Source organism: Ensifer sp. LC11 (genome assembly GCF_001695835.1).
Classification (GTDB): domain Bacteria; phylum Pseudomonadota; class Alphaproteobacteria; order Rhizobiales; family Rhizobiaceae; genus Ensifer.
The window spans coordinates 64,138-86,776 of sequence record NZ_MBSO01000021.1 but is presented as its reverse complement, the minus strand read 5'-3'; the positions used below and the strand labels follow the sequence as shown (position 1 = coordinate 86,776).

Annotated in this window: 16 protein-coding genes; 9 read left to right on the top strand and 7 right to left on the bottom strand. The window is 61.3% G+C overall.

What is annotated here, in order from left to right; translation table 11 throughout:
• Nucleotides 1-584: 584 nt before the first annotated feature.
• Genes BBX50_RS15930 through BBX50_RS29920 form a run of 3 tightly spaced genes read right to left on the bottom strand, consistent with a single transcriptional unit; the run spans nucleotide 585 to nucleotide 5,405 of the window.
• Nucleotides 585-3,761: an efflux RND transporter permease subunit gene (locus tag BBX50_RS15930; RefSeq protein ID WP_065776305.1), complete on the bottom strand. Its 3,177-nt coding sequence runs from the start codon at nucleotides 3,759-3,761 to the stop codon at nucleotides 585-587.
• Nucleotides 3,758-5,020: an efflux RND transporter periplasmic adaptor subunit gene (locus BBX50_RS15925; protein ID WP_065776304.1), complete on the bottom strand. Its 1,263-nt coding sequence runs from the start codon at nucleotides 5,018-5,020 to the stop codon at nucleotides 3,758-3,760. The genes BBX50_RS15930 and BBX50_RS15925 overlap by 4 nt, the downstream gene beginning before the upstream one ends.
• A gap of 55 nt (nucleotides 5,021-5,075) precedes the next feature.
• Nucleotides 5,076-5,405 carry a hypothetical protein gene (locus BBX50_RS29920; RefSeq protein ID WP_139108293.1) on the bottom strand — a complete coding sequence of 110 codons (330 nt, stop codon included), beginning with the start codon at nucleotides 5,403-5,405 and terminating at the stop codon, nucleotides 5,076-5,078.
• A gap of 194 nt (nucleotides 5,406-5,599) precedes the next feature.
• On the opposite strand from BBX50_RS29920, the gene BBX50_RS15920 reads away from it, so the two are divergent.
• Nucleotides 5,600-6,604: a 2Fe-2S iron-sulfur cluster-binding protein gene (locus tag BBX50_RS15920; RefSeq protein WP_065776303.1), complete on the top strand. Its 1,005-nt coding sequence runs from the start codon at nucleotides 5,600-5,602 to the stop codon at nucleotides 6,602-6,604.
• A 175-nt stretch (nucleotides 6,605-6,779) separates the two neighbouring features.
• Here BBX50_RS15920 and BBX50_RS15915 read toward each other — a convergent pair whose 3' ends face one another.
• A complete protein-coding gene (locus BBX50_RS15915) occupies nucleotides 6,780-7,163 on the bottom strand; it encodes a hypothetical protein (RefSeq protein WP_065776302.1) in 384 nt (127 codons plus the stop codon).
• Nucleotides 7,164-7,359: 196 nt separating this feature from the next.
• Here BBX50_RS15915 and BBX50_RS15910 point away from each other — a divergent pair, with 196 nt between their 5' ends.
• The gene (locus tag BBX50_RS15910; protein WP_065776301.1) at nucleotides 7,360-9,261 is read left to right on the top strand and encodes a potassium transporter Kup; all 1,902 of its coding nucleotides are present in this window, start codon (nucleotides 7,360-7,362) and stop codon (nucleotides 9,259-9,261) included.
• Nucleotides 9,262-9,292: 31 nt separating this feature from the next.
• Here the strand turns inward: BBX50_RS15910 and BBX50_RS30790 are convergent, their stop codons facing one another.
• Nucleotides 9,293-9,640: a hypothetical protein gene (locus BBX50_RS30790; protein ID WP_065776300.1), complete on the bottom strand. Its 348-nt coding sequence runs from the start codon at nucleotides 9,638-9,640 to the stop codon at nucleotides 9,293-9,295.
• Between the two features lie 152 nt (nucleotides 9,641-9,792).
• On the opposite strand from BBX50_RS30790, the gene BBX50_RS15900 reads away from it, so the two are divergent.
• Together BBX50_RS15900 and BBX50_RS15895 are read left to right on the top strand one after the other, a co-directional pair.
• Nucleotides 9,793-11,019: an MFS transporter gene (locus BBX50_RS15900; protein WP_065776299.1), complete on the top strand. Its 1,227-nt coding sequence runs from the start codon at nucleotides 9,793-9,795 to the stop codon at nucleotides 11,017-11,019.
• Nucleotides 11,020-11,084: 65 nt separating this feature from the next.
• Nucleotides 11,085-12,182, top strand: a complete 1,098-nt coding sequence (locus tag BBX50_RS15895; protein WP_083213651.1) for an ABC transporter substrate-binding protein — start codon at nucleotides 11,085-11,087, stop codon at nucleotides 12,180-12,182.
• Between the two features lie 268 nt (nucleotides 12,183-12,450).
• Here BBX50_RS15895 and BBX50_RS15890 read toward each other — a convergent pair whose 3' ends face one another.
• On the bottom strand, nucleotides 12,451-14,592 hold the full coding sequence (locus tag BBX50_RS15890; RefSeq protein WP_065776298.1) for a TonB-dependent siderophore receptor: 2,142 nt from the start codon (nucleotides 14,590-14,592) through the stop codon (nucleotides 12,451-12,453).
• A 639-nt stretch (nucleotides 14,593-15,231) separates the two neighbouring features.
• Between BBX50_RS15890 and BBX50_RS15885 the strand changes: the two genes are divergently transcribed.
• From BBX50_RS15885 to BBX50_RS15865, 5 genes are all read left to right on the top strand, one after another.
• The gene (locus BBX50_RS15885) at nucleotides 15,232-16,536 is read left to right on the top strand and encodes an extracellular solute-binding protein (protein ID WP_244513167.1); all 1,305 of its coding nucleotides are present in this window, start codon (nucleotides 15,232-15,234) and stop codon (nucleotides 16,534-16,536) included.
• A 75-nt stretch (nucleotides 16,537-16,611) separates the two neighbouring features.
• A complete protein-coding gene (locus BBX50_RS15880) occupies nucleotides 16,612-17,502 on the top strand; it encodes a sugar ABC transporter permease (protein WP_065776296.1) in 891 nt (296 codons plus the stop codon).
• Between the two features lie 7 nt (nucleotides 17,503-17,509).
• The gene (locus BBX50_RS15875; RefSeq protein WP_065776295.1) at nucleotides 17,510-18,397 is read left to right on the top strand and encodes an ABC transporter permease subunit; all 888 of its coding nucleotides are present in this window, start codon (nucleotides 17,510-17,512) and stop codon (nucleotides 18,395-18,397) included.
• 42 nt (nucleotides 18,398-18,439) lie between these two features.
• The gene (locus BBX50_RS15870) at nucleotides 18,440-19,561 is read left to right on the top strand and encodes a sn-glycerol-3-phosphate import ATP-binding protein UgpC (protein WP_065776294.1); all 1,122 of its coding nucleotides are present in this window, start codon (nucleotides 18,440-18,442) and stop codon (nucleotides 19,559-19,561) included.
• Between the two features lie 28 nt (nucleotides 19,562-19,589).
• Nucleotides 19,590-20,504, top strand: a complete 915-nt coding sequence (locus BBX50_RS15865; protein ID WP_065776293.1) for a sugar phosphate isomerase/epimerase — start codon at nucleotides 19,590-19,592, stop codon at nucleotides 20,502-20,504.
• Nucleotides 20,505-20,836: 332 nt separating this feature from the next.
• Here BBX50_RS15865 and BBX50_RS15860 read toward each other — a convergent pair whose 3' ends face one another.
• Nucleotides 20,837-22,234 carry a family 16 glycosylhydrolase gene (locus BBX50_RS15860; RefSeq protein WP_065776292.1) on the bottom strand — a complete coding sequence of 466 codons (1,398 nt, stop codon included), beginning with the start codon at nucleotides 22,232-22,234 and terminating at the stop codon, nucleotides 20,837-20,839.
• Nucleotides 22,235-22,639: the final 405 nt, after the last annotated feature.

Here is a 22,639-nt window from a genome sequence, read left to right as displayed (position 1 = left end):
ATGAAGCACTTCCGACGCTTCGCCACCCGATACGACCGCAGAACAATCCACTTCGAAGGCTTCGTCTATCTCCTCGCCGCAATGATCTGGCTGCGATGAATGTCGATTCGTCCTAGAGCGTGATAGGCCCCGGCGAAGAGTTCGATTTGGATGGGTTGGTGCTTGGAGACGGATTTCCCGGAACCGAGGCTCTGTCGATCGCTCTTCCCTCCGCATGCTCGGCGTGGGTCCGGCGTAGCCCGGAACAGAAGACCTATCTACCGCACGGCCCAATGCAGTTGAACCCTGCGGCGTCAAACTCAATCGCGCTGGCTACCCGGGCGTGTCTTCACCACTCCTAAATTGCCATAAGTTTTGATGCCGAAGCGGCCCAGCGCGGCTAATTTCACCGCCACCTCCTGGCGCCGGGGCTGCTTTGCCCCGGCGCCAAAGCTCCAGCGAAGACGCGACATTGAGAAGCGGCGTAGCCTTCCCTCGCCACTCGAGAGCGCCGTGCGTTCGTATGAACGCACCAAGGACGCTCTCGCACTTTGATTCCAGAGCATCTTTCCGCCTCACGTGAACTCACTTGAGAGCGGGATGCTCTACACAGCTGTCTCTAGGGCTGGATCGGGGTGCCTTCGTGCCTCGCGACCGATCGCCATGCGGCGCACCAGGACGTAAAACACTGGGGTCAGCACAAGGCCGAACACCGTGACGCCAAGCATGCCCGCAAACACGGCAATGCCCATAACATGCCGCATCTCTGCACCAGCCCCTGTCGCGATGACGAGCGGGACAACGCCGGCAATGAAGGCGAGTGAGGTCATCAGGATCGGTCGCAGGCGAAGCCGGGCCGCTTCCAGCACGGCAGATACCGGATCGACGCCTTCGTCTTCCTTCGCTCTGGCGAACTCGACGATCAGGATCGCATTTTTGGCCGCCAGGCCCACGAGAACGACAAAGCCGATCTGCGTGAAGATGTTGTTGTCGCCTCCCGTAAACCAGACGCCTGCGATCGCGGAAAGCAACGCCATCGGGGCGATGAGCAACACAGCGAAGGGCAGTGACCAGCTGTTGTACTGTGCAGCGAGAATGAGAAACGCCAGCAGAACAGACAGCGGGAAGATGTACATCGCGGTGTTGCCGGCCTGCTTTTCCTGATAGGCGAGTTCCGTCCATTCGAAGGCCATGCCGGGCGGCAACGTTTCCGATGCGATCCGTTCTATGGCTGCCGTCGCCTGCCCAAATGAATAGCCGGGGCCGGCACTGCCGCTGATGTCGGCTGACGGGAAGCTGTTGTAATGCATGACACGATCCGGGCCCGAACTGTGCTTGACCGTCAACAGGGCCGACAACGGAATCATTTCACCCGCCGCGTTGCGTACCTTCAGGCGACCAATGTCCTCGGGCTGCATACGGAATGGCGCGTCCGCCTGGACGATCACGCGGTAGGTCCGGCCGAAGCGGTTGAAGTCGTTTGCGTAGAGAGAGCCGAGGTTGACCTGCAACGTTTCGAAGATGGTATTGAGCGGCACCCCTTGAGACTTGGCTTTCACCCGGTCGATGTCCACCTGAACCTGTGGCGCATTCACCTGAAAGCTTGCGAGCATGCCGGCGAGCTCCGGCGTCTGCATCGCCTTGCCCATGATCGCCCCTTGCGCCTCGGCAAGCGCTTCGAAGCCGAGCCCCGCCCGATCCTCGATCTGGATCTTGAACCCGCCCGTCGTGCCGAGGCCCGGAACGGGTGGCGGCGGGAAGATGCCGGCGAAACCGTCCGGTATCTGGCTGAACTTGCCCATCAGGCGACCGGCGATCGCGAACGCGGACAAGGAAGGATCCTTTCGCTCGTCGAAGGGCTTCAGCATGGTGAATATGACGGCGGCGTTGGGAACGTTGACCATGCCGTTCACGGAAAGGCCCGGGAAAGCGACGACGCTTTCGACGCCCGGTTCGGCAAGTGCGATCTGCGACATCGTCTTGACGACCGCCTCTGTGCGGTCGAGCGAGGCTCCGGTCGGCAACTGGGCGATGCCGACCAGGTAGTATTTGTCCTGAGCTGGGACAAATCCGCTCGGCACGGTCTGGAAGCCCAGCCATGTCATGCCGACGAGGCCGGCATAGACAAGCAGGACGAGCGCGCTCAGCCTCAAGGCACGGCGCAGCGACCAGACATAGGCATTCGACGCACGCTCGAAGAACCGGTTAAAGCGCCGAAAAAACCAGCCGAACAGGCCGTCGATCACCCGGGTCAGGAGATCACGTTTGACCTCGCCAAGGTGCGGCTTCAGCAACACGCCTGCAAGCGCGGGGGAAAGCGTCAGAGAGTTGACAGCCGAAAGGATGGTCGAGATCGCGATCGTGAGGGCGAATTGGCGATAGAACTCACCTTGCAGGCCGGAGAGGAATGCTGAAGGGATGAACACAGCCGAGAGCACGGACGTGATGGCGATGATCGGCCCCGTCACTTCGTCCATGGCCTTGCGGGCCGCTTCCTTCGGCGTCTCGCCAAGCGCGATGTGACGCTCGACGTTTTCGACGACCACGATGGCGTCGTCGACCACGATCCCGATCGAGAGCACGAGGCCGAACAGCGACAGCGTGTTCAGCGAGAAGCCGAACATGTACATGAGCGCGAACGTGCCGACCAACGATATCGGCACGGCAACCAGAGGGATGATCGAGGCGCGCCAGGTCTGAAGGAAGAGTACGACCACGATCACGACCAGAACGATGGCTTCGAGCAGCGTCATCACCACGGCCTCCAGCGAGGCCTTCACGAAGACGGTGGGATCGTAGGCGATGCGATACTCGATACCCTCTGGAAAACCTTTCTGTAGTTCTTCCATGGTGCCGCGAATAGCGCTTGCCACGTCGAGCGCGTTGGCGCCGGGGCTCTGGATGACCTGCAGCGCCAGCGCCGGCTTGCCGTCAAGAAGACTGCGCAGCGCGTAAGCGTCCGCCCCCAGTTCGATGCGGGCGATGTCCCGCAGCCGGGTGACCTGGCCGTCGGCGCCCGTCTTGACGACGATCTCGCCGAACTGCTCCTCGTTGGAGAGCCTGCCGAGGGTGTTGACCGTGACCTGCAGCGCTGCCGAGGCATCCGGCTGCTGGCCTAACGAGCCGGCGGCCACCTGGGCGTTCTGCTCCTGGATTGCCGCCACCACATCGGAGGCGGTCAATCCACGCGCGGCGACCTTGGCCGGGTCGAGCCAGACCCGCATCGAGTATTCGCCCGCACCCCAGACGAGCACGTCGCCCACGCCCGACAGGCGCGCAAGCTGGTCGCGGACCTGCAGCGTGGCGAAGTTCGACAGATAGAGAGGATCATAGCGTTCGTCAGGCGAGACGAGATGCACGACCATCAGAATGTCGGGCGAGGTCTTCTGCGTCACGACGCCGATGCGCTGAACCTCTTGCGGCAGACGAGGAAGCGCGCGAGAGACGCGGTTCTGCACCTGGATCTGTGCCATGTCGGGATCGGTGCCCTGCTGAAAGGTCACCGTCAGCGTCATACGTCCATCGGTCGCGGCTTGCGAGCTCATGTAGAGCATGTTTTCGACGCCGTTGATCACCTGTTCCAGCGGAGCGGCAACCGTTTCGGCGATCACCTCGGGACTGGCGCCCGGATAGCTTGCCGTGACCTGCACCGTTGGCGGGGTCACCTGGGGATATTCGCTGAGCGGCAGCTCCAGCAAAGTCAGGCCACCGCCGATCAGCATCAATACGGAGAGAACGACCGCAAAGATCGGGCGGTCGACGAAAAAACGCGGAATGTTCATCGACGCGCCTCCTGGGACGCCGCCGCCTGGTCGCCATCGGCGGATTGGCCGGGCAACATCGAGATCATCTGCGGGTCGACCTCCATTCCGGGCCGAACGAGTCCTTTGACGATGATCTTCTCACCCGGCTTGAGACCGCTTGCGACCACGCGCAGGCCGTCGATCATCGGCCCCAGTTCAATGGGGCGGTACTCGGCCTTGTTCCCCGGCCCAAGCGCCAGCACATAGCGACGGCCCTGGTCTGTGCCGACCGCCTGATCGTCGATCAGCACCGTGCGGGCCGGCTCTGCCGTCACGAGGTTCACCCGTGCAAACAGACCGGGAGCGAGTAGGCCGTCCGGGTTCTGGACGATCGCCCGGGCCCGGATCGTGCCGGTACCCCGCTCGACGCGATTGCCGATGAAATCGAGAACGCCTGAATGGGGATACCCCGTATCGCTCATGACGCCGATCTGAACGGGCAGTTTTTCCGTCGGATCGTCGCCTTCGTCGGGACGTGCACGAGCGACGAACTCCAGATAGGTGGCTTCGTCGATATCGAAATAGGCATACAGCGGATCGGTTGACACAATCGTGGTGAGGAGCGTTGCAGCTCCGGTGTTTCCGCCACTGACGAGATTGCCTTCGGTGACCAGCACCCGGTCGACCCGCCCGCCGATCGGAGCCGTGACGCGGGTGAAAGAGAGATCGAGGTCGGCGGCGGCCACTGCTGCCTTGGCGATTTCGACCTGGGCCTGCCGCTGGCGCCGCACTGCCTCAGCGTCGTCATAGGTCTTGCGCGACACCGTGCCGTTTGGGGCGAGCGTTTCGGCGCGCCGGAAATCGATCTCGGCTTGGTCAAGCATAGCCATTGCCTGCCGCAATTGGCCTTTGGCCGCATCCAGTGCCACCTGGAAGGGCCTCGGATCGATCTGGAAGAGAAGGTCGGCCGGGTGCACGAGCCCTCCTTCCGGAACGCTGACGACGTCGATGGCGCCACCCACACGCGGACGCAGCTCAACCGCCTTGGTCGCCTCGAGGTGACCTGTGAATTCTACCGAAGGCGCGACCTCGCGCGTGATAACTTCGGCGACCGGAACCTTGGGTGTGGGCATTCCCGTGGTTCCGGCCGCGATTGCCTCGGGCGCACCGGCCGAGGAGGCAAGCTCAAGGAGGCGATTGGCAAATGACCCCGTTCCCTCGCCGTCAACAAGGGCAAAGGTACCCCCGACGGCGGCGACGCTGGCCAAGAACAGGACTGCGGCCTTCTTACTACTCATTCTCGTTCACCTTCATTTTGCGTGACGCTTCCAGCCGGACTGGCCGCGGCAGCGATCAATTCTTGGAGAAGGTGCGGTTTCCAACGCTGGAAAGGTCAAGACCTCCGGAAACTCTTTCGCAAAGGCCCTGACGCAGACCGTCAGGTTCTAATGCGAAGCAGCCGATGTAGTTTGAAAAGACGAGATCGTTATCCGATAAGCGCCGTGGATCAGCCCTGATACGAGGTGCCCCGGCAGACAACGGCCGACGACGACCGACCGGCGGCATGGTGAAGTACTTCGCCATCGCCTTGCTGCGGCGATTACCCGAAAATGGAGCAGAGTTGGCGGCGTTCGGGATCGGCACAAGTTGCTCGACAGCCCCTGTTGCCGGCACAACGTGCATTATCCCCCGTCGGTTCAGCAGGGGCGCCGCCTTCCCAATCCAGTGTTCCCAAGACCGAAAATGTCTGTGAGCGCAGAACACCCCTTGACCTTACAAGCGCTGGAAGCCGCAGCCTGATGCCCATCTTTCTTGATCGGGCCGTCAGGGCGATCGGCTGCCAGCGAAATCGAACAACGTCTGAGGGAACATCTGATATGACAATAAAACTCGTCGACATCCGGTCGGCACGGACAAGCCTGGAAGCCCATGTCGGGCAGACCATCCTCGATACGGCGCTCGCGGCCGAAATTCCCTACCCCCACGGCTGCAGGTCTGGACGCTGTGGTTCCTGCAAGTCCCGACTGATCGAGGGCGAAGTGGAGCTTCTCCAGCATTCGCGCTTCGCCCTTACCGACGAAGAGAGAGCTGACGGCCTTATCCTCGCATGCCGGGCGCTTCCCATGACGGATACGGCCGTGGCATGGCTTGGGAGCGACGACGGCGCCGCTGTCCAACCGCCAAGGCGGCTAAACGGCACCGTCACCCGCATTGAAGACCTCACCCACGACATCAAGCTCGTCCGCATAGCAACCGAGGACGGGCCCAGTTTGCCATTCGCCGCAGGGCAATATGCGCAGGTCGGCTTTGATGGGCTGCCTGCCCGCAGTTACTCCATGGCCAATCGGCATGGCGATGGCGGTCTCGAGTTCCACATTCGCCGCGTCGAGGGTGGGCTGACCTCGCACCATGTGCACAGCGTGCTGAAGGCCGGCAACAAGGCAACGCTCGAATATCCGATGGGGTCTTCTTACCTGCGGCAGCACCATTCCGGCCCGATCCTGTGTATCGCAGGCGGCTCTGGGCTGGCGCCGGTCAAGGCGATCGTCGAAACCGCTCTCGCCCACGGCATGAAGCAGCCGATCCACCTCTATTTCGGCATCCGGAGCGAACGCGACCTCTACCTGGTCGAGCATTTTCAGACGCTCGCCAAGTGGCACTCCAATCTCAGCTTCACGCCGGTGCTGTCAGAGACGCAGTCCAGGTACCATCGAATCGGGCTCGTCACACAGGCGGTAGAAAAGGATCTTTTGGACTTGGACGGCTGGAAAGCTTATGTAGCCGGCCCGCCAGCGATGGTCGACGCGGCGATGGAGGCGACGTTTGCCCGCGGCTTGCGCAAGGCCGACCTGCACGCCGACGCGTTCTTTACCCCGGAGTAATCGAACGCGCGTCGCCATACTCCGTCACCATCAGGCCACCCGTCCCAAAACGAGAGCGGTGACAAGGCGAGCCGCCGTTCCATTCGCGCCGGCAGGCCTGCGCCACGATGGCGCGCGCGCCACAGAAACGGTCCTTCCCGCTGCCGAGTAGGCGGTACGCAGCGCCGATGCGCTTCTAGCGTTTGACCTCGGCCGATGGCCGGACGCCTTTGCTGGAGCGTTGGCGACTAAGCGCCAACACCAAGATAGTGCAGACAACGTCGACCATAGTGTCCGGCGACACCGGACGCCGGTCCGGATCGAATGCCAATCCGATGACGGCACGCGGGGCGGCCGCGGTTTTCACTGGCCAGAGGTCAAACTGCGACGACAGTGCCGGATAGACGCCGGCACGCATGACTGTTCCCGTCGCGAGCGCGGAGCGGACCGCCTCTAAATCGGGCTCCGTCAGCGAAACCCCTCCAGTCGTCTCCACGGAAATCACCGTGTCCTCGGCAATGAGCACGACGACCGAAGGAACCTGGACGCCGATAGCGACGATCGTTGCGATGGCGGTCATGCCCTGAACGGGCGAAGGTGGCCCTTGCGGTGCACCATTGAGGTTGCGACTTGAAACATCGCGGACCGCGGAGAAGGAGCATTTACGGCCGAGCCTCCCGGCGGCACTATTGAGGACGAGGCGAAAGTCTTTTTGGTCGCGGCTTGAATGTGAGGCCGGATAAGGCCAAAAGCCTGCGGCGCGATTGGAGAGGTTTATGGCAACTTCAGTAACCCAGGAGGCTTCGCACGACCGCGACAAGTCTCGGTTCGGCATGCTCGTTCTTGGCGCCGTCGGTGTCGTCTATGGCGACATCGGGACCAGTCCCCTCTATGCGTTCCGCGAGGCGCTCAGGCCATTTGCCCATGACGGGATCAGCCATGACGAAGTCATCGGATTGATTTCGCTCATGCTTTGGACGCTGACGCTGATCGTGACAGTCAAATATGTCCTGTTCCTTCTGAGGGCGGACAATGACGGCGAAGGCGGGACACTGTCGCTGCTGGCTCTGCTGATGAAGAAGTCCGAGGCCCACACGACGGTATTGTTTTTTGCCGGTCTGATCGGAGCGGCCCTTTTCATCGGCGACGCCATGATCACCCCTGCCCTTTCCGTGCTCTCCGCGGTTGAGGGGCTGAAGCTGGTAACACCGGCACTGAGCGATTATGTGCTGCCGATTTCTACGACAATTCTGCTCGCACTTTTTCTCGTTCAGTCGAAAGGCACGGCCGCCGTGTCGAACCTCTTCGGTCCGATTACCGTTCTCTGGTTTGTCGTGATGGGTGCCGGCGGCCTGGCGCACATTGCCGACGACCCCTCCATCCTCAATGCCGTCAATCCCATCTACGCAGTCTACTTTCTGACACATGCCGGCTTCGTCGGACTGATCGTGCTGGGCGCGGTGTTCCTCACCGTGACGGGGGCGGAAGCGCTTTACGCCGATCTCGGCCATTTCGGCAGGCGGCCGATCCAGGCGGCGTGGTTTGCTCTCGTTTTTCCGTCGCTGGCGCTGAACTATCTCGGCCAGGGAGCGTTGGTCCTTGCCAATCCCGCCGCTTCCTCCGATCCCTTTTACTTGATGTTTCCCAAATGGGCGTTGCTGCCGGTGGTCATTCTCGCCACGGCGGCCACCATCATCGCGAGCCAAGCGGTGATTACCGGCGCCTTTTCGCTTGCACGCCAGGCGATTCATCTCGGCTTCCTCCCGCGCCTTGAAATCCGCTTCACGTCGGAATCCAATACCGGCCAGATCTACGTCCCGGACGTCAACACCGTGTTGCTTGCCGGTATATTGGCGCTGATCTTTGCCTTCGGAGATTCAGAATCGCTCGCCACCGCCTACGGCATCTCAGTGACCGGCGCGATGGTGGTCACAACGCTCCTCGCTTTCCAGTTCGTGCGCGTCGCCTGGGGATGGTCGACGTTTGCCGCGGTCGGATTTCTGATGCCGCTGTTCATTCTCGAGTGCATTTTTCTCTGCGCGAACCTGCTGAAAATTCACGATGGCGGCTACGTCCCGATCCTGATCGCGGCGACGATCATGACCCTGATGTGGACCTGGCGCAAAGGAACCCTCGTGCTTCGCGAGAAGGCGACCCGTACCAATGTTCCGCTCGACGCCTTTGTCGCTTCGATCGAACGCAAATCCGAACATGCCCCTGCGCAGGTTCCCGGTACCGCCGTGTTCCTGACAAGCGTCCCGGACAAGGCGCCCGGCGTCCTCCTCCACAACATCAAACACAATCGCGTGCTTCATGCGCAAAACGTCATCCTGACGATCCGGACCGCCTCGGTTCCCTTTGTCCGTGAAAGCGAGCGCTTCACGATCACCGAGCTTTCGGAGCGCTTCACCCGCATTGAGCTCACCTTCGGCTTCATGGACCCCCAAAATGTCTCGAAGGCCCTCGCGCTCTGCAAGAAGGCGGGCTTCAAGTTCGAAATCATGTCGACCTCGTTCTTCCTCGGCCGGCGCAAACTGATCGCTGATCCGAACTCCGGGCTCCCCGCTTGGCAGGACAAGCTGTTCATCGCGATGGCGTCGACAGCGATCGATCCGGCTGACTATTTCAGCCTGCCTCCCAACCGGGTGGTCGAACTCGGCGAGCAGGTCGTCATTTGAATGGCGCCTGCCAGCCTGGCGCAAGCGACCGTTAACTAGGCGCGCTTCTATGTCCGCGCAGGGCCGAGAGCCGACCACGAAATTTCTTGCCTTGAAGGGAGTCGAACCGAAGGCTCCAAAACGTGCGTCGTTGGCGCACTTGCTCTTCGCTGATCTCGAACGGCCACCGAATCCGATCCGTCATCAATATGTAGGCTGCCAGGTAGGGTGTGCGCGGAATGACCAACTCGCGCGTTCCCTCATAAACACCATCGTTGACGAGCAGATTGTCGTCGATTAAGCACCAGAATAACTTGAGTGCTGCAATCATAATAAAACTCCCCGCAAGCGGTACGAGGCGAAGTTCCTGGTGCAAAAAAACACGCTTTGTTTTCGTCATTGCTGTTTGCCGCCGCGCCGGCCGTGCCTCGCCGTGGAAACGCGGGCGGTTCCGCTTCGATCGCGTTGGTCAACCTGCTCTATCGTGCGGGCGGAACACGTTCGCGGCGACGTAGCCAACCACGTGCTGGCCATGGCTGCGGCGCTCGCCCAATGACGAGTACGATTGCCGCCTTGCGCGGCTTCGGCCCCGTTTTCGCGCTGCTATTCGGCCTGCAATTTATCTCGATGGGTGCCATGGAGATGAGCGGCCCTTTTTGGCCTATTCAAATCCAGCAACTGGGCCCTTCAAGCGTTTTCGGCTTGGCCAGCATCGGCGTCTATGTCTGCCCCATGCTTGGCGTGTCGCTGACCAGCGCATTCTGGGGCCGCATGGGTGATCGCTACGGCAATCGCCTGATGATGGTACGGGCGCTCGCCGGCCTGGCGATCACGCAAGCGCTCGTCGCCTTCGCTCAGGACGTCTGGACCATTCTGGCGCTGCGCTTCCTGCAGGGAGCTTGCGCCGGTTACATTGCCCCGGCCCAGGCCTATGGTGTGCAGGTCACCGGCGGGCGCGACAGAGCCGCCCTCTTTGCCTGGCTTCAGATGGCGACCAACGTCGGTTCGCTCGGCGGTGCTTTGCTGGGCGGCTTCATCCTCGATGCCCTGCCCTTTGCGGCTATCAATCTAACCGCCGGCATGGTGTGCGCCATCTGCGCGGCAGTCGCGTGGGCAAGCCTGCCGGTTCCGCCGCGGGAACCGGAGAGTGTGGATTGCGCCAGGCCGACGGCCGCAGCGCAGGCGACGACAATCCGCATGTCCGTGCCTGGGCTGCTGCTGCTGATCGGCTTGCTACTTGCCAGCCGGATGGTGCTGCAGGTTCCGTTTTCGCTCTACATGGCAGAGGTCTATGGCGCTCAGCATTGGATTGCCGGCTTGAGCTACGGTCTCCTGGCTTTCGGCTTTGTCGTCGGCGCGCCCGTTTGGGCGCGGATCTTCGAGGGACGTGCGCCATCCTTTGTGCTCGGCTGGAGTGTGCTGATCGCGGCGGGCTGCCTGGCCGCAACCGGCCTCGCCGGTAGTACCCGTATCATCGGACTTTTCGCGGCGCTCTATTTCACCTGGGGCATGCTCCTCGGCGGAACGACGCCGGTACTCCTGGCGCTCGTCTCAACCGCCACGCGCGGCGACCGTCAGGGTTCAATTTTGGGGCTCGCGCAAAGCTGCCAACAGGGTGCATCGATCGTCGGGATCATTGTCGGCGTCGTCGCGACGCAACGCTTCGGCCTCGCGGTCGCCTTCCCCCTCGTTGCGGCCCTCTACGGCCTTTCATGTCTTGTGGCGCTCGGCCTTTGGCTCCATTCGCGCCGATCACTCGATAAAGGAGAACTATCGTGAGGAGAAAACCCTCGGTCCTGCGTGTCGTGTTCGCGGCGCTTGCGTTGCTGGCACTAAGGCCAGTGATGACAATGGCCGACGAACAGGCGGCAGCCGCGCAAGCACCGATCACCGTCACCGACGTCACTGGTCGTGAGGTGACGATCAACGCGCCGGTCAAGCGCGTGCTTCTCGGCGAGGGGAGGCAGCTCTATCTCCTCGCTTCGCTGGAACCGCAAAACCCCTTGGCCCGCGTCGTCGCATGGCGCAACGATCTGATCGAGGCCGACCCCGCCACTTATGCCCAATATCTTCAGGCGTTTCCTGGGCTGGCGAAGCTACCGGCCTTTCCGGGTCAGGAGAATGGGCTGATCGACATCGAATCGACTATCGTCCAGAAGCCCGACGTGGTGCTGCTCAATCTCGAGGCCATGCGGGCGAACGAAGACGCCCAATACATCGAAAAACTGGCGGCGCTGAAGATTCCCGTCCTCTACATCGACTTCCGCCACTATCCGCTGAAGAACACGGAGCCAACCATCCGCCTGCTCGGAAAGATCCTGGGGCGCGAGGCGCGCGCCGAAGAGATCATCGAATTTCGCCGCCGGGCCATGGCGCGGGTGACCGATGTCATCGCCCGGGAGAATCCGAAGCGGCCCAAGGTCTTTATCGAGCGCATCGGCGGCTATGCCGATGATTGCTGCATGTCGTTCGGCGCGGAAAACTTCGGCAAATATGTCGAGCTGGCTGGCGGTCACAACCTGGGCAGCGACTTCCTGCCGAGCACCTTCGGACAGCTCAATCCCGAGCAGGTCGTCGCTTCCAATCCCGAGCACGTGGTCGTCACCAGTGCCAATTGGCAGGCCTATGTTCCCGGCGGCCACTGGATACCGCTTGGTCCGGATGCCGACCCTGAGGAGACACGCAGGAAGCTCGAATGGTTCACCACCCGTGACGCCTATACCGGGATTGCCGCACAGAAAACGCGGAACTTTCACGGCATATGGCACCAGTTCTACAATAGTCCCTACGAGTTCTTCGCAGTTCAGCAATTGGCGAAATGGTTCCATCCGGATCTCTTTGCCGATCTCGATCCAGATGCAACCTTTGCCGAATATCACCGCCGTTTCCTGCCCATTCCCTATCGGCCTGGCTATGCCATCAGCCTCGCGGGTGCAGACTAAGGGCACATCGAATGCGTCGGCCGAGCGGCGTCATTCTCGATCGGCCTGAGCAAGCGCCAAAGCGGCGGCAGACTTTCATATGCATTCAGCGGAGCGAGGGTCGTCGATCGACGGCCTCGTCTTTTCTTTCTCGCGCCCTGGGCACCCCAACCGACGCGTCGGTCGGGCCTTGGAAATCTGAACTTGGTTTGCCGCCAAACAAAAGGGAGGCGCCGGCCTAGCCGCGCCTCCCTTGCGATCACCAGAACGGCGTCAGCTCACGCCGTCATCAGAAATCGGTTGTCATCGAGACCTGCACGGTCAGCGGCGCACCCTGCGAAATCGTCCCGAAGCTTGCGACTCCGGACCAATAATCAAGGTCGAAGACGTTCTCGACTTCGGCCCGGAACGTAACCGGCTTTTGGTTGATCTCGGTCAGGTACCGGGCGCCGAGGTCAAGCCGCGTCCAGGAGGGGATTTCCTGGGTGTTGGCGGTGTTGACATATTGCTCGTCGGTGTGGATGACGTTGCCGGTCAGCGTCAGGCCCTCCATAAAGGGCGTGTCCCACTCCGCACCCAGTTTGACCTGCACCGACGGCACGCCGATCGGCGTATTGCCACGGGTCGCGGCGCTGTTGGTCTTCGTGAGTTCGCCCTGGATGAAGGTCACCCCGCCGAGCACCCGGACCTCAGACGTCACTTCACCGAAGATGTTGAGTTCGAGGCCGCGATTGCGTTGCTCACCACCTTCGACGAAGACTAGACCGCCACCGCTAGCCTCGAGCTGGCCGAACGGCTTTTCGATCTGGAACGCGCTGACCGTCACCGCCATGCGGCCGAGATCCACCTTGGTGCCGATCTCGTACTGCTTCGACCGATAGGGCGCGAGCGTTTCGCCGGCATTGATCGCCGTCGTCGGAGCGCTGTCGCCAACGCTGAGACCCTCGACGTAATTCGCATAAAGCGCGACATTGTCCCATGGCTTGACGACGATGCCGACCAGAGGCGTAAGCGCGTCCTCATCGGACGAAGTGGTAACGGCACCGGTGGCCGGGCTGTAGTTTTCGGTGTCGATGCGCTGCCAGCGTCCGCCCACGGTCAATTGCAGGCGCTCGTCGAGCATGGACATCGTGTCGGAAAGCGCAACGCCATAGAACACGTTCTCAGAGACCCTCGGCACGTGAGATGGTTGCGGCACGTCCTGCCTGGGACGAGGAAGCGGATTGAAGAGATTGGTAAGCTGAGCGGTTCCCGAGTTCGAGCCGCGGGCGAGGCTCTGCTCCAGGCCGCTGACCTGGAAGGTGACGGTGTGCTCGACCGCATCCGTGTCGAAGGTGGCGCGAACACCCGTCTCAGCCGTCAGCCGGTCGACATCGAAAACGAAGTTTTGCGGTGTGATGCTGACGTCGCCGGCAGAATTGAGAATGACGGGCGTGCCGAAAAGGCGCTCGACGCGCGAGTTGCCGCCGCCGACAGCGCCGAACAGCGTCACGTTGTCGCTGAGGTCATATTCGACCCGGCCCAGCCACGACAGATCCTCGCTCTTCGACCATTCCCACGGCTCCTGGACATTGGAGCGTCCGTCCGGCGCGTCCGGAATTTCTATGCCGGCGGTCGGGAAGAATGGACGTTGCGGAGCGTCGAAGTCTTCCCGCTGGCCGATGACATCAAGCGTCGCCCTGAACCCTTCGCCTTCATAGTCGAGCGCGAGCGCACCGACAGCCACGTTGCGCGACTGATTGTCGATCCCGGTGTCGCCGCCATGATAGCTGCCGTTGAAGCGCACGCCGAACTGGCGCTCCTCACCGAAGCGGCGGCTAAAATCAAGATGACCACCGCCGTAGAGATCCGAAGCATAGTCGGTCGTGAGCCGCGTCAGATCGACATCTCCGGCACGCTTGGGCACGATGTTGATGGTGCCGCCGACGCCGCTGTTCGGCGAAATGCCATAGATGAGCGCGGTCGGCCCCTTGAGCACCTCAACACGCTCGGCATAGTCGGTGAACAGGCGGTAAGTCGGAGCGACACCATAGACGCCGTCGAAAGCGACCTCGCCGAAGTTCCCCTCATTGAGCGGGAAGCCCCTGATGTAGAAGGAATCCAGCATACCGCCGGAGGCGTGGGTGCTTCTGACAGAGGGATCATTGGCCAGAACGTCGGCGACTGTGCGTGCGCCTTGGTTTTCGATTGTCTGAGAGGTGTAGCCGGTGATGTTGAACGGCGTGTCAAGGAAATCACGGTTGCCAAGCAGACCCACTCGGCCGCCGCGAGCAACCTGCCCGCCGGCATAGGCCTCAGGTTCGCTGCCTATCGTCGCTGTCGAACGGCCCGCGGTCACCTCGATGCGCTCCAACACGGTCGTGTCTTGCGCCAATGTCACATGGCTTACTGTCGTCAGCAAAACCGCCAACGATCCTACACGCAGCTTCATCCTTCACCCCTATAACCTATTGACCGAAAACAGTTCTCAGCCCCGTCGAGGGATGAAAGATGTCGGCTGAGGGGTGCTAAATAAGTTGATTGTTATTGTCAAGATATAGGGAGGGTGCCTGCGCAAGCGACATCCCGCACAGCGGCACTCATAGTTCATGTGTCACGAATGACGACCGGAAAGTTACATTCGATAGCATCAGATGAGCCGCGGGCGACAAGCATAAACGCGCTGACTGCCCACACCGCGACGGCTTTCAATCACCGACCGCACAAAGCTCGCCGCCGCATAGTGACTGGTAGGATTTTACCCTCTGGCACGGTCGACCTACCATCAGGGCTGATCGAAGCTGAGCCGCGATCGTCGGGAGCATCGCATCGAGTGAATTCAATGCCGCCGGTATCTCGCGGCTGTCAGCCTGAGGCCAGATTGACGGCGAAGCTTCCCCACGTCTTCACGTTGCCTGCGACAGCGTCGTCAAACTTTCATTTTTCCATCACGCAGATTGGCAAGCATTGTCACACTCAACTGTTAGCAAGCGCCCGGCTTCATTCGTGCCACCGATCCTGGTGTCCGCCAATCTGCAAGGAGCGTTTTGCAATGAGAGTCTCCGTCACTACGTCCGTATTCATCGGCCTGATGGCTAGCGTCGCGTTTGGCGCGCCGGCGGCAGCAGCCGAAAAGACGAAATTCGAATTCTGGTACGGCCTTTCGGGTGATCTTGGCGAACGTGTCCAGGATGCCTGCAAGAAGTTCAACGAGAGCCAGTCCGAGTTCGAGATCGTCTGCACCTCGCAAAACGGTTACGACACGACCCTGCAGAACACGATTGCCGCCTACCGCGCCAAGAAGCAGCCGGCAATCACGCAGATCTATGATGCCGGCACGCTCGACATGATGCTGTCGGGCGCCTTCGTGCCCGCCAAGAAGCTGATGGCCGACAACGGCTACACCATCGACTGGAACAACTATTTCGGCGGCATCGCCAACTACTACGCCACGGCAAAGGGCGAGCTGAATTCCTTCCCGTTCAACTCCTCGACGGCCATGTTCTACTACAACGCTGACGCCTTCCAGAAGGCCGGCATCGACTTCAAGCCGGACACCTGGGAACAGGTCGAGGAAGCGGCCCGCAAGCTGAAGACAGCCGGCTACGAATGCCCGCTCGCCTTCAACTTCGACACCTGGCCGCTGATGGAGCAGTTCTCGGCCATCCACAACCAGCCGCTGGCCACCCAGGCGAATGGCTACAACGGGCTGGATGCCGAGCTTGTCGTCAACAAGACCAAGTTCGTCGACCACGTGAAGTTCTTCAAGAAGATGGCCGACGAGAAGCTCTTCGTGGTCAAGACCAAGCAGCTCGGCATGGATACCGTCCCTGCCTTCACCTCCCAGACCTGCCAGATGATCCAGACCTCAATCGCCGACCATGGCACGATCGGCAAGACCCTTCCCGAAGGTGTGAAGTGGGAAGTCGCCATGTTGCCCGTCTGGAAGGGCACGGAGCGGCAGAACTCGCTCGTCGGCGGCGCATCGCTCTGGGTGCTCGCCGGTCGTCCGGAAGCGGAATACAAGGGCGCTGCCGCCTTCCTCGCGTACCTTGCGACGCCGGAAATGGCCGAGTGGTGGTCGACGGTGACGGGCTATATTCCGGTGACCAAGACTGGTTTCGACGCCATGAAGGCCAATGGGTTCTATGACAAGGTACCCTACAAGGGCCGTGAACTCGCCATCCAGAGCCTGTCCTTCACCCCGACTTCGGAAAACACCCGCGGTATTCGCCTCGGTGGTTTCACGCAGATCCGCAAGGAGTTCGCAACCGCCCTCGAAGCAATCTTCATGCAGAATGCAGACGTACAGGCCGAACTCGACAAGACGGTTGAACGCGGCAACGCCGTTTTGCGCCGCTTCGAGAAGACCTACGCCGGACAGACCCTGAACTAACACCTGATCCGCCCGGAGCCTGTCGCAATACCGGCAGGCTCCGCTCCCTATTCTTGCGCATCGGAATTTCGACATATGGACAAGCGCGCGGCCTTTCGCAGCTGGTGGCTGCCCAGCCTATTCGCCCTGCCACAGATCATTTTGATCCTGCTCTTTTTCTATTGGCCGGCGGTCGCCGTATTGCGATGGGCTTTCACGCTGGAGCCGCCATTCGGCGGCGCCGCCGAATTCGTCGGCTTTGCCAACTTCAAGGAAGTGTTCGCCGACCCGCTCTACTGGAACTCCGTTGGCGTCAGCCTGGCATTTGCTCTTTGTGGCACGCTAGCCACCATTTTCATCGGGCTTGTTCTTGCCCTTGCGGTCGACCGGCAATTGCCGGGCTCCGCGCCGTTCCGGTTCCTCTACATTCTGCCCTACGCGATTGCCGGACCTGCGGCCGGCATGGCCTTCCGTTTCATCCTGTCGCCGGAGCGCGGGCTGATGGCATCGGTCAACGCCGCTTTCCCCGATTTCTGGAACCCGGCGAAGTATGGCAGCCACGCTCTCATCCTGGTCATTGTCGTCTTCGCCTGGAAATGGGCGGGCTACACCTTCATCTTCCTGCTCGCCGGCCTGCAATCGGTCCCTCGGTCGCTCATCGAGGCTGCCGCGATGGACGGCTGCGGCCCGATCCGCCGCGCGGTCGACATCCAGATCCCGCTGCTGGCGCCAACGCTCTTCTTCCTGCTGGTCATCATGATGACCGAGGGTTTCGTCGGCGCCGATACCTACGGCATCGTCGCCCGCACGACAGATGGCGGCCCGAACCACGGCACCGACGTGATGGTCTACCGCATCGTAGAGGAAGCGTTTCGCGGCTTGAACTACTCCGGCGCGTCGGCCCAGAGCCTCGTGCTCATCGGCCTCATCATGATCTTCACCTTCATCCAGTTCCGCTTCATCGAGCGTCAGGTCCATTACAAGTGAGGCTCACATGATCCAGCGGACACCCTTCGCCAACGCCCTGACCTATTGCGTGATGATCTTCGGCTTCCTGCTGCTGATCGGTCCCTTCATCGTCATCGTGTCGGGCGCAAGCCAGACATTCCAGCAAGTCAACGCCATACCGTTCAGTTTCATGCCGCAGGACCGCCTGCTCGAAAACATGGGCGCCGCCTGGTCGCGCGCCCACCTCGGAACGGCGATGCTGAACAGCTTCGTCATGGCGAGCCTCGTCACGGTCGGCAAGGTGGCGCTGTCGGCGCTGACGGCCTTTGCCATCGTGTTCTTCCGGACACCGCTGAAAGGCTTCTTCTTCTGGATGGTATTCATCACCTTGATGCTGCCGCTCGAAGTGCGCGTGGTGCCGACCTACGCGGTGGCCGCCGATCTGTTCCAGCCCGTCCGATTGCTGATTTCCGCCGTCACCGGCTTTGAGGTTTCCGTCGATTGGAACCTCCTCAATTCCTACGCCGGCCTCACGCTGCCGTTGATCGCGACCGCGACTGGAACATTCCTTTATCGCCAATTCTACCTGACCCTGCCCGACGAGCTGGCAGAGGCCGCACGCATGGACGGGTCAGGCGCGATCCGCTTTTTCATCGATATGCTCTTGCCACTCTCGCGCACCAACATGCTGGCGCTGACGACGATCATGTTCGTCTATGGGTGGAACCAGTATCTCTGGCCCCTCCTGATGGTGACGGACCCGCAATACAAGACCACGATGATGTCGCTGGTGGCACTCCTGCCGTCCGACAACGGCACGCCGGATTGGAACGTGACGCTCGCCGGATCGCTGATCATCATGCTGCCTCCGCTCATCGTCGTTGCCGTGCTGCAGCGGTGGTTCGTTCGCGGCCTCGTGGCCACGGAAAAATGACCCCGCTTTCCCCAAACAGAACAGACAGAGAGGTCCGCGCTCATGGCTGACATCGCAATTCGCGCCGTGCGTAAATCCTACGGAAAGAACCCTACCCTGCATGGCATCGACCTTGCCTTTGCGTCGGGAGAATTCGTCGTGATCCTCGGCCCCTCCGGCTGCGGAAAATCGACGCTTCTGCGGATGATCGCCGGGCTTGAGGAGATCACTTCAGGCGAGATCGCCATCAACGGTAAGGTCGTCAACAGGCTTGAGCCGCGCGAACGCGGCTGCGCCATGGTGTTCCAGAACTACGCGCTCTATCCGCATATGACCGTTGCAGGAAATATCGGCTATGCCCTGAAGGTGGCCGGCGTCCCAAAGGCGGAGCGGCTGCGCCGGATCGAGGAAACGGCGAAGATCGTCGGGCTCTCCGATTATCTCGATCGCAAGCCCGCAGCGCTTTCCGGCGGTCAGCGGCAGCGTGTCGCCATGGCGCGGGCGATCATTCGCGAGCCGAACGTGTTTCTTTTCGACGAGCCATTGTCGAACCTGGACGCCAAGCTGCGCGTCACCATGCGGGCCGAAATCCGCAAGCTGCATCAGCGTCTCTCGGCAACGTCGATCTTCGTCACGCACGATCAGGTGGAAGCGATGACGCTGGCAGACAAGCTGGTGGTGATGAACAAGGGCGTCGTCGAACAGGTCGGCCAGCCGCTCGACATCTACCACCGTCCGGCAAGCATCTTCGTCGCATCCTTCATCGGCTCGCCGGCGATGAACCTGTTCGATGCCGCCGTCGACGTCGACAACGCCTGCCTCACATTCGGCGGCACGAAGATGGTGATCGACAGGGCGCTTGCCGTGCGGCTGGGCGCGAGGCACATCACGGTCGGTATTCGGCCGGAACAATGTGTCGTTGCGCCTGAAGGCGTCTCGATCAAGGTGGATTTCATCGAGGAGCTCGGCTCCGGCCGCGTCATCCACTCGGAACTGAATGGCCATCCCTTCGCGGCAACAGTCGACGAGCATACGCGCGCGCGGCCGGGCGACCGGGTCACCCTGGAGCTGCCCTTGGCACACCTGCATCTGTTCGACCAGGAGACCGGCCGACGGATCGAGATCGATCTGGCGCCGCGTGCCGCACGCAATTCCGCCAGCCAACAGACACTCCAAGCAGTCTGATCACTTCCATAAATCAGGAGAAACCGTGATGAACGACATCATTTCCGCCGTGGGATTCTGCAACCGAACGGGCAAGGGCGATCTTTCGAGCCTTGATGCCTCCTTGCGCGAAATTGCCGAGACCGGAGCCGACGCCTGCGAAATCGGGATCTATGGCGAAGAAATCGTCAGCGGCGGCCGCATCATCGAAGACCGTGTCCTGCGCGTCGCCGAGATCACGAAGGCGTACACCTTCAACAAGCTTTCGCTGCACGGCCAGATCGTTTCCAACTTCATGGATCGCCAGCACCACCATCTGCAGAAGAAGGTCGTGAGGGCGATGCTCGAACTGTGCGACCGGCTCGGCGCGGGCATTCTCGTTCATCACTCGGGTGCTGCACAGCTTGCCCCCGGAGAGAACCCCGCAGATCTCGACAAGATGGAACGCGACGCCCTCGCAGAGATGGCGGAGATCGCAAAAGGATACGGGGTCCGCATCGCGCTCGAGAACATCTTCACGACGGAAACCGGCCAGTATCGGCAAACGCCGAGCCAGGTCGCCGAAACCGTGCGGGCGATCGGCTCGAACAACGTCGTCGCCCTCATCGACTTCTCGCATGCCTATATCGAGGCTACGCATCGCGGGCTGGATTTCCGCGACGAGCTGAGGGCGATGGCCCCGGTGACGGGTCACCTGCATGTGCACGACAGTTTCGGCCTGCCCTATTCCATGAACCGCTTCTATCATCCGGCCGAAGCGACGGCGCTGGGCATCGGCGACCTGCATCTGCCGATCGGCTGGGGCGACATCGCCTGGGACGACATCTTTTCCGAGCTGACTTTCCTTCCGGATACGACGCTGATCATGGAAATTGGCGCCGAGCGCTTTGCTGATCAGCAACCGGCGTGCCTCGAGCGGGCAAAGCGTCTGGCTGCGGCGGTTGGACTTCGATCAGCTGCGTAATATGTCCGGTTGCCCCACCGCACGGGCTGGGGCAACCGATTGCAAGGGCGGCGCGTGAAACGGACAGGCCGAAACCGACAATGACCGCTGCGATGATGCGTGGCAGTCGCACCTCTTCGACCACCACTTCCTCTCGCAGCTCGACCGGACGACCGCTTTCGGAAGGGCCGAGGAGATGCTGCGCGCAACCTCCTCGTCGATGTGGACCGACGCCCTCGGATTTTCGCTTTCAATATAGCTGAAGCGCATACTACGCCCGGACAAGCTTCCGTTGCCGATGGTCTCGGCAGGGGATCGCCATATGGACACTGTCGATCCCCTACCTTGTCCAGTTAGATGTACCAGTCGGAATCCAGCGAATACGCCTCGATGTGGTCGATCTTCATCTCCGACCCATCGGCAAAATCGTCGTCCGGCGTGTCGGCCATCCCTCCGACCGCGAGGTTGACGATCATATACATCGGTTCGTGCATATCCGCGGGGGTGTCGGCGCGGGCGATCTCCGTGTTGTCGAAATACCAGACGATCTCGTCTTCCGTCCAAAGCACTCCATAGTCGTGAAACCCGCCGGTATCGGCGACCTGGACCCCTTCTCGGCTGACAGTGTGCTCACCGCTTTCATTGGAATGGGCGGTGGTGATGACGGTATTTGCGTCCTGCCCACGCATTTCAACGACGTCTAGCTCCGGCGGCCAGGAGCCGTCGGCGGGCAACAGCCAGAACGCAGGCCAGGCGCCCTGATCGTCCGGCATGTCAGCCCGCATCTCGAAGTAGCCGTAGGTCTGGGCGAAGGACGAATAGGTGGTCAGCATCCCGGACGTGTAGTCATAGCCACCGATTTCGGACTGGATTGCTTCCGAAGCGCGCTCCGCGGTGATTGTCAACACACCGTCCTCGACCGAGAACGGGTTGACGGAAGCGGTCGGCTCGTAGTCCGGATTGACATACCACTGCAGTTCGCTGTTTTCGGTTAGCGTCGCCCCCTTTTCCGGCGCCCACCAGTATTTCGCATCCCAGACGCCGCTCGAGCCGTTGGTGAGCTGAAGCGTGTCGAAATCGTCCGAGAAGGTTTGCGTGAAAGCGGACCGGTCCAGGCTCAGTTGGAACTGACCCTCCTGCAACTGATCAGCTGTCGTATCTTCCAGGACGAGGCTTTCGCCATCGGCGAGTTGGAGGCGGAGATCGTCTCCCTTCTCGGTCGCATTCGCCAGCACCTCTTGGAACGAGGTGAGCCCATATCCATCGAGGCGAATGGTGTCGTTGGAGCTGAAATCGGTGATCAGGTCGCTGCCATTGCCATATTCGAACACGAAGGTGTCGGCCCCGCCGGAACCTATGAGCACGTCATTGCCAGCGCGTCCGTCGATGGTCTGGCTGCCCGAACCGCCGGTGAGGATGTTGTCGGCGCTGTTGCCGAACGCGTATCGACCGTCGCCAGTCACTGTCAGATTCTCGAAGTTCTCCGGCAAGACGTAGCTCATCCAGGTATCAATCGAGTCGACACCTGCACCTGGCGCCTCCTCGGCGCGGTTCGTCGATGAATAGAGATAATAGATATCGTCGCCCGCGCCGCCGATCATCGTCACGTCGACCGAACTGTCGCCCCAGATGGAATCGTTGCCGGATGTGCCGTAAAGGGTCGGTCCAGATCCAGTTGCGGAAAACCATGCGGTCGAAATTCCGCTGTAATAGACTGGTTGTCCTAGGGCGTTCATGGCAGTTCTGCTCATCGAGAAATCTCCTGCGTATTCGCTCGCCCCTTCCCGATGAGCACCTCTAGCATTTCCAACAGGGACCTGTCGCCCCACTTCCAGCCGCATTCGGACCTTCCGGTCTCCTTGCCCCTTCTCCGTCACACCCGGGAAACGAGAATGACCTGGCCAAGGATGACCTCGCAGCCGGTTTCACTGGCACATCAATTGACCCGTCAACAGGAGTCCGCAAGGCCGCCAGAACGGCCACCGACGCTGTCCGGCGCGAAACAAATGCGATGGCACTGCGGCTGCGGACCACCCGCACACCGCAACCGGCCCGGTACTGAGCATCGGTGCGATTGCGCTTGCGATCGGCTGCGTGGTCGGGCACTCGACAGAGGGAAGTGGGCGGGGGCTACTGGCGATAATCCGCATGCGTTC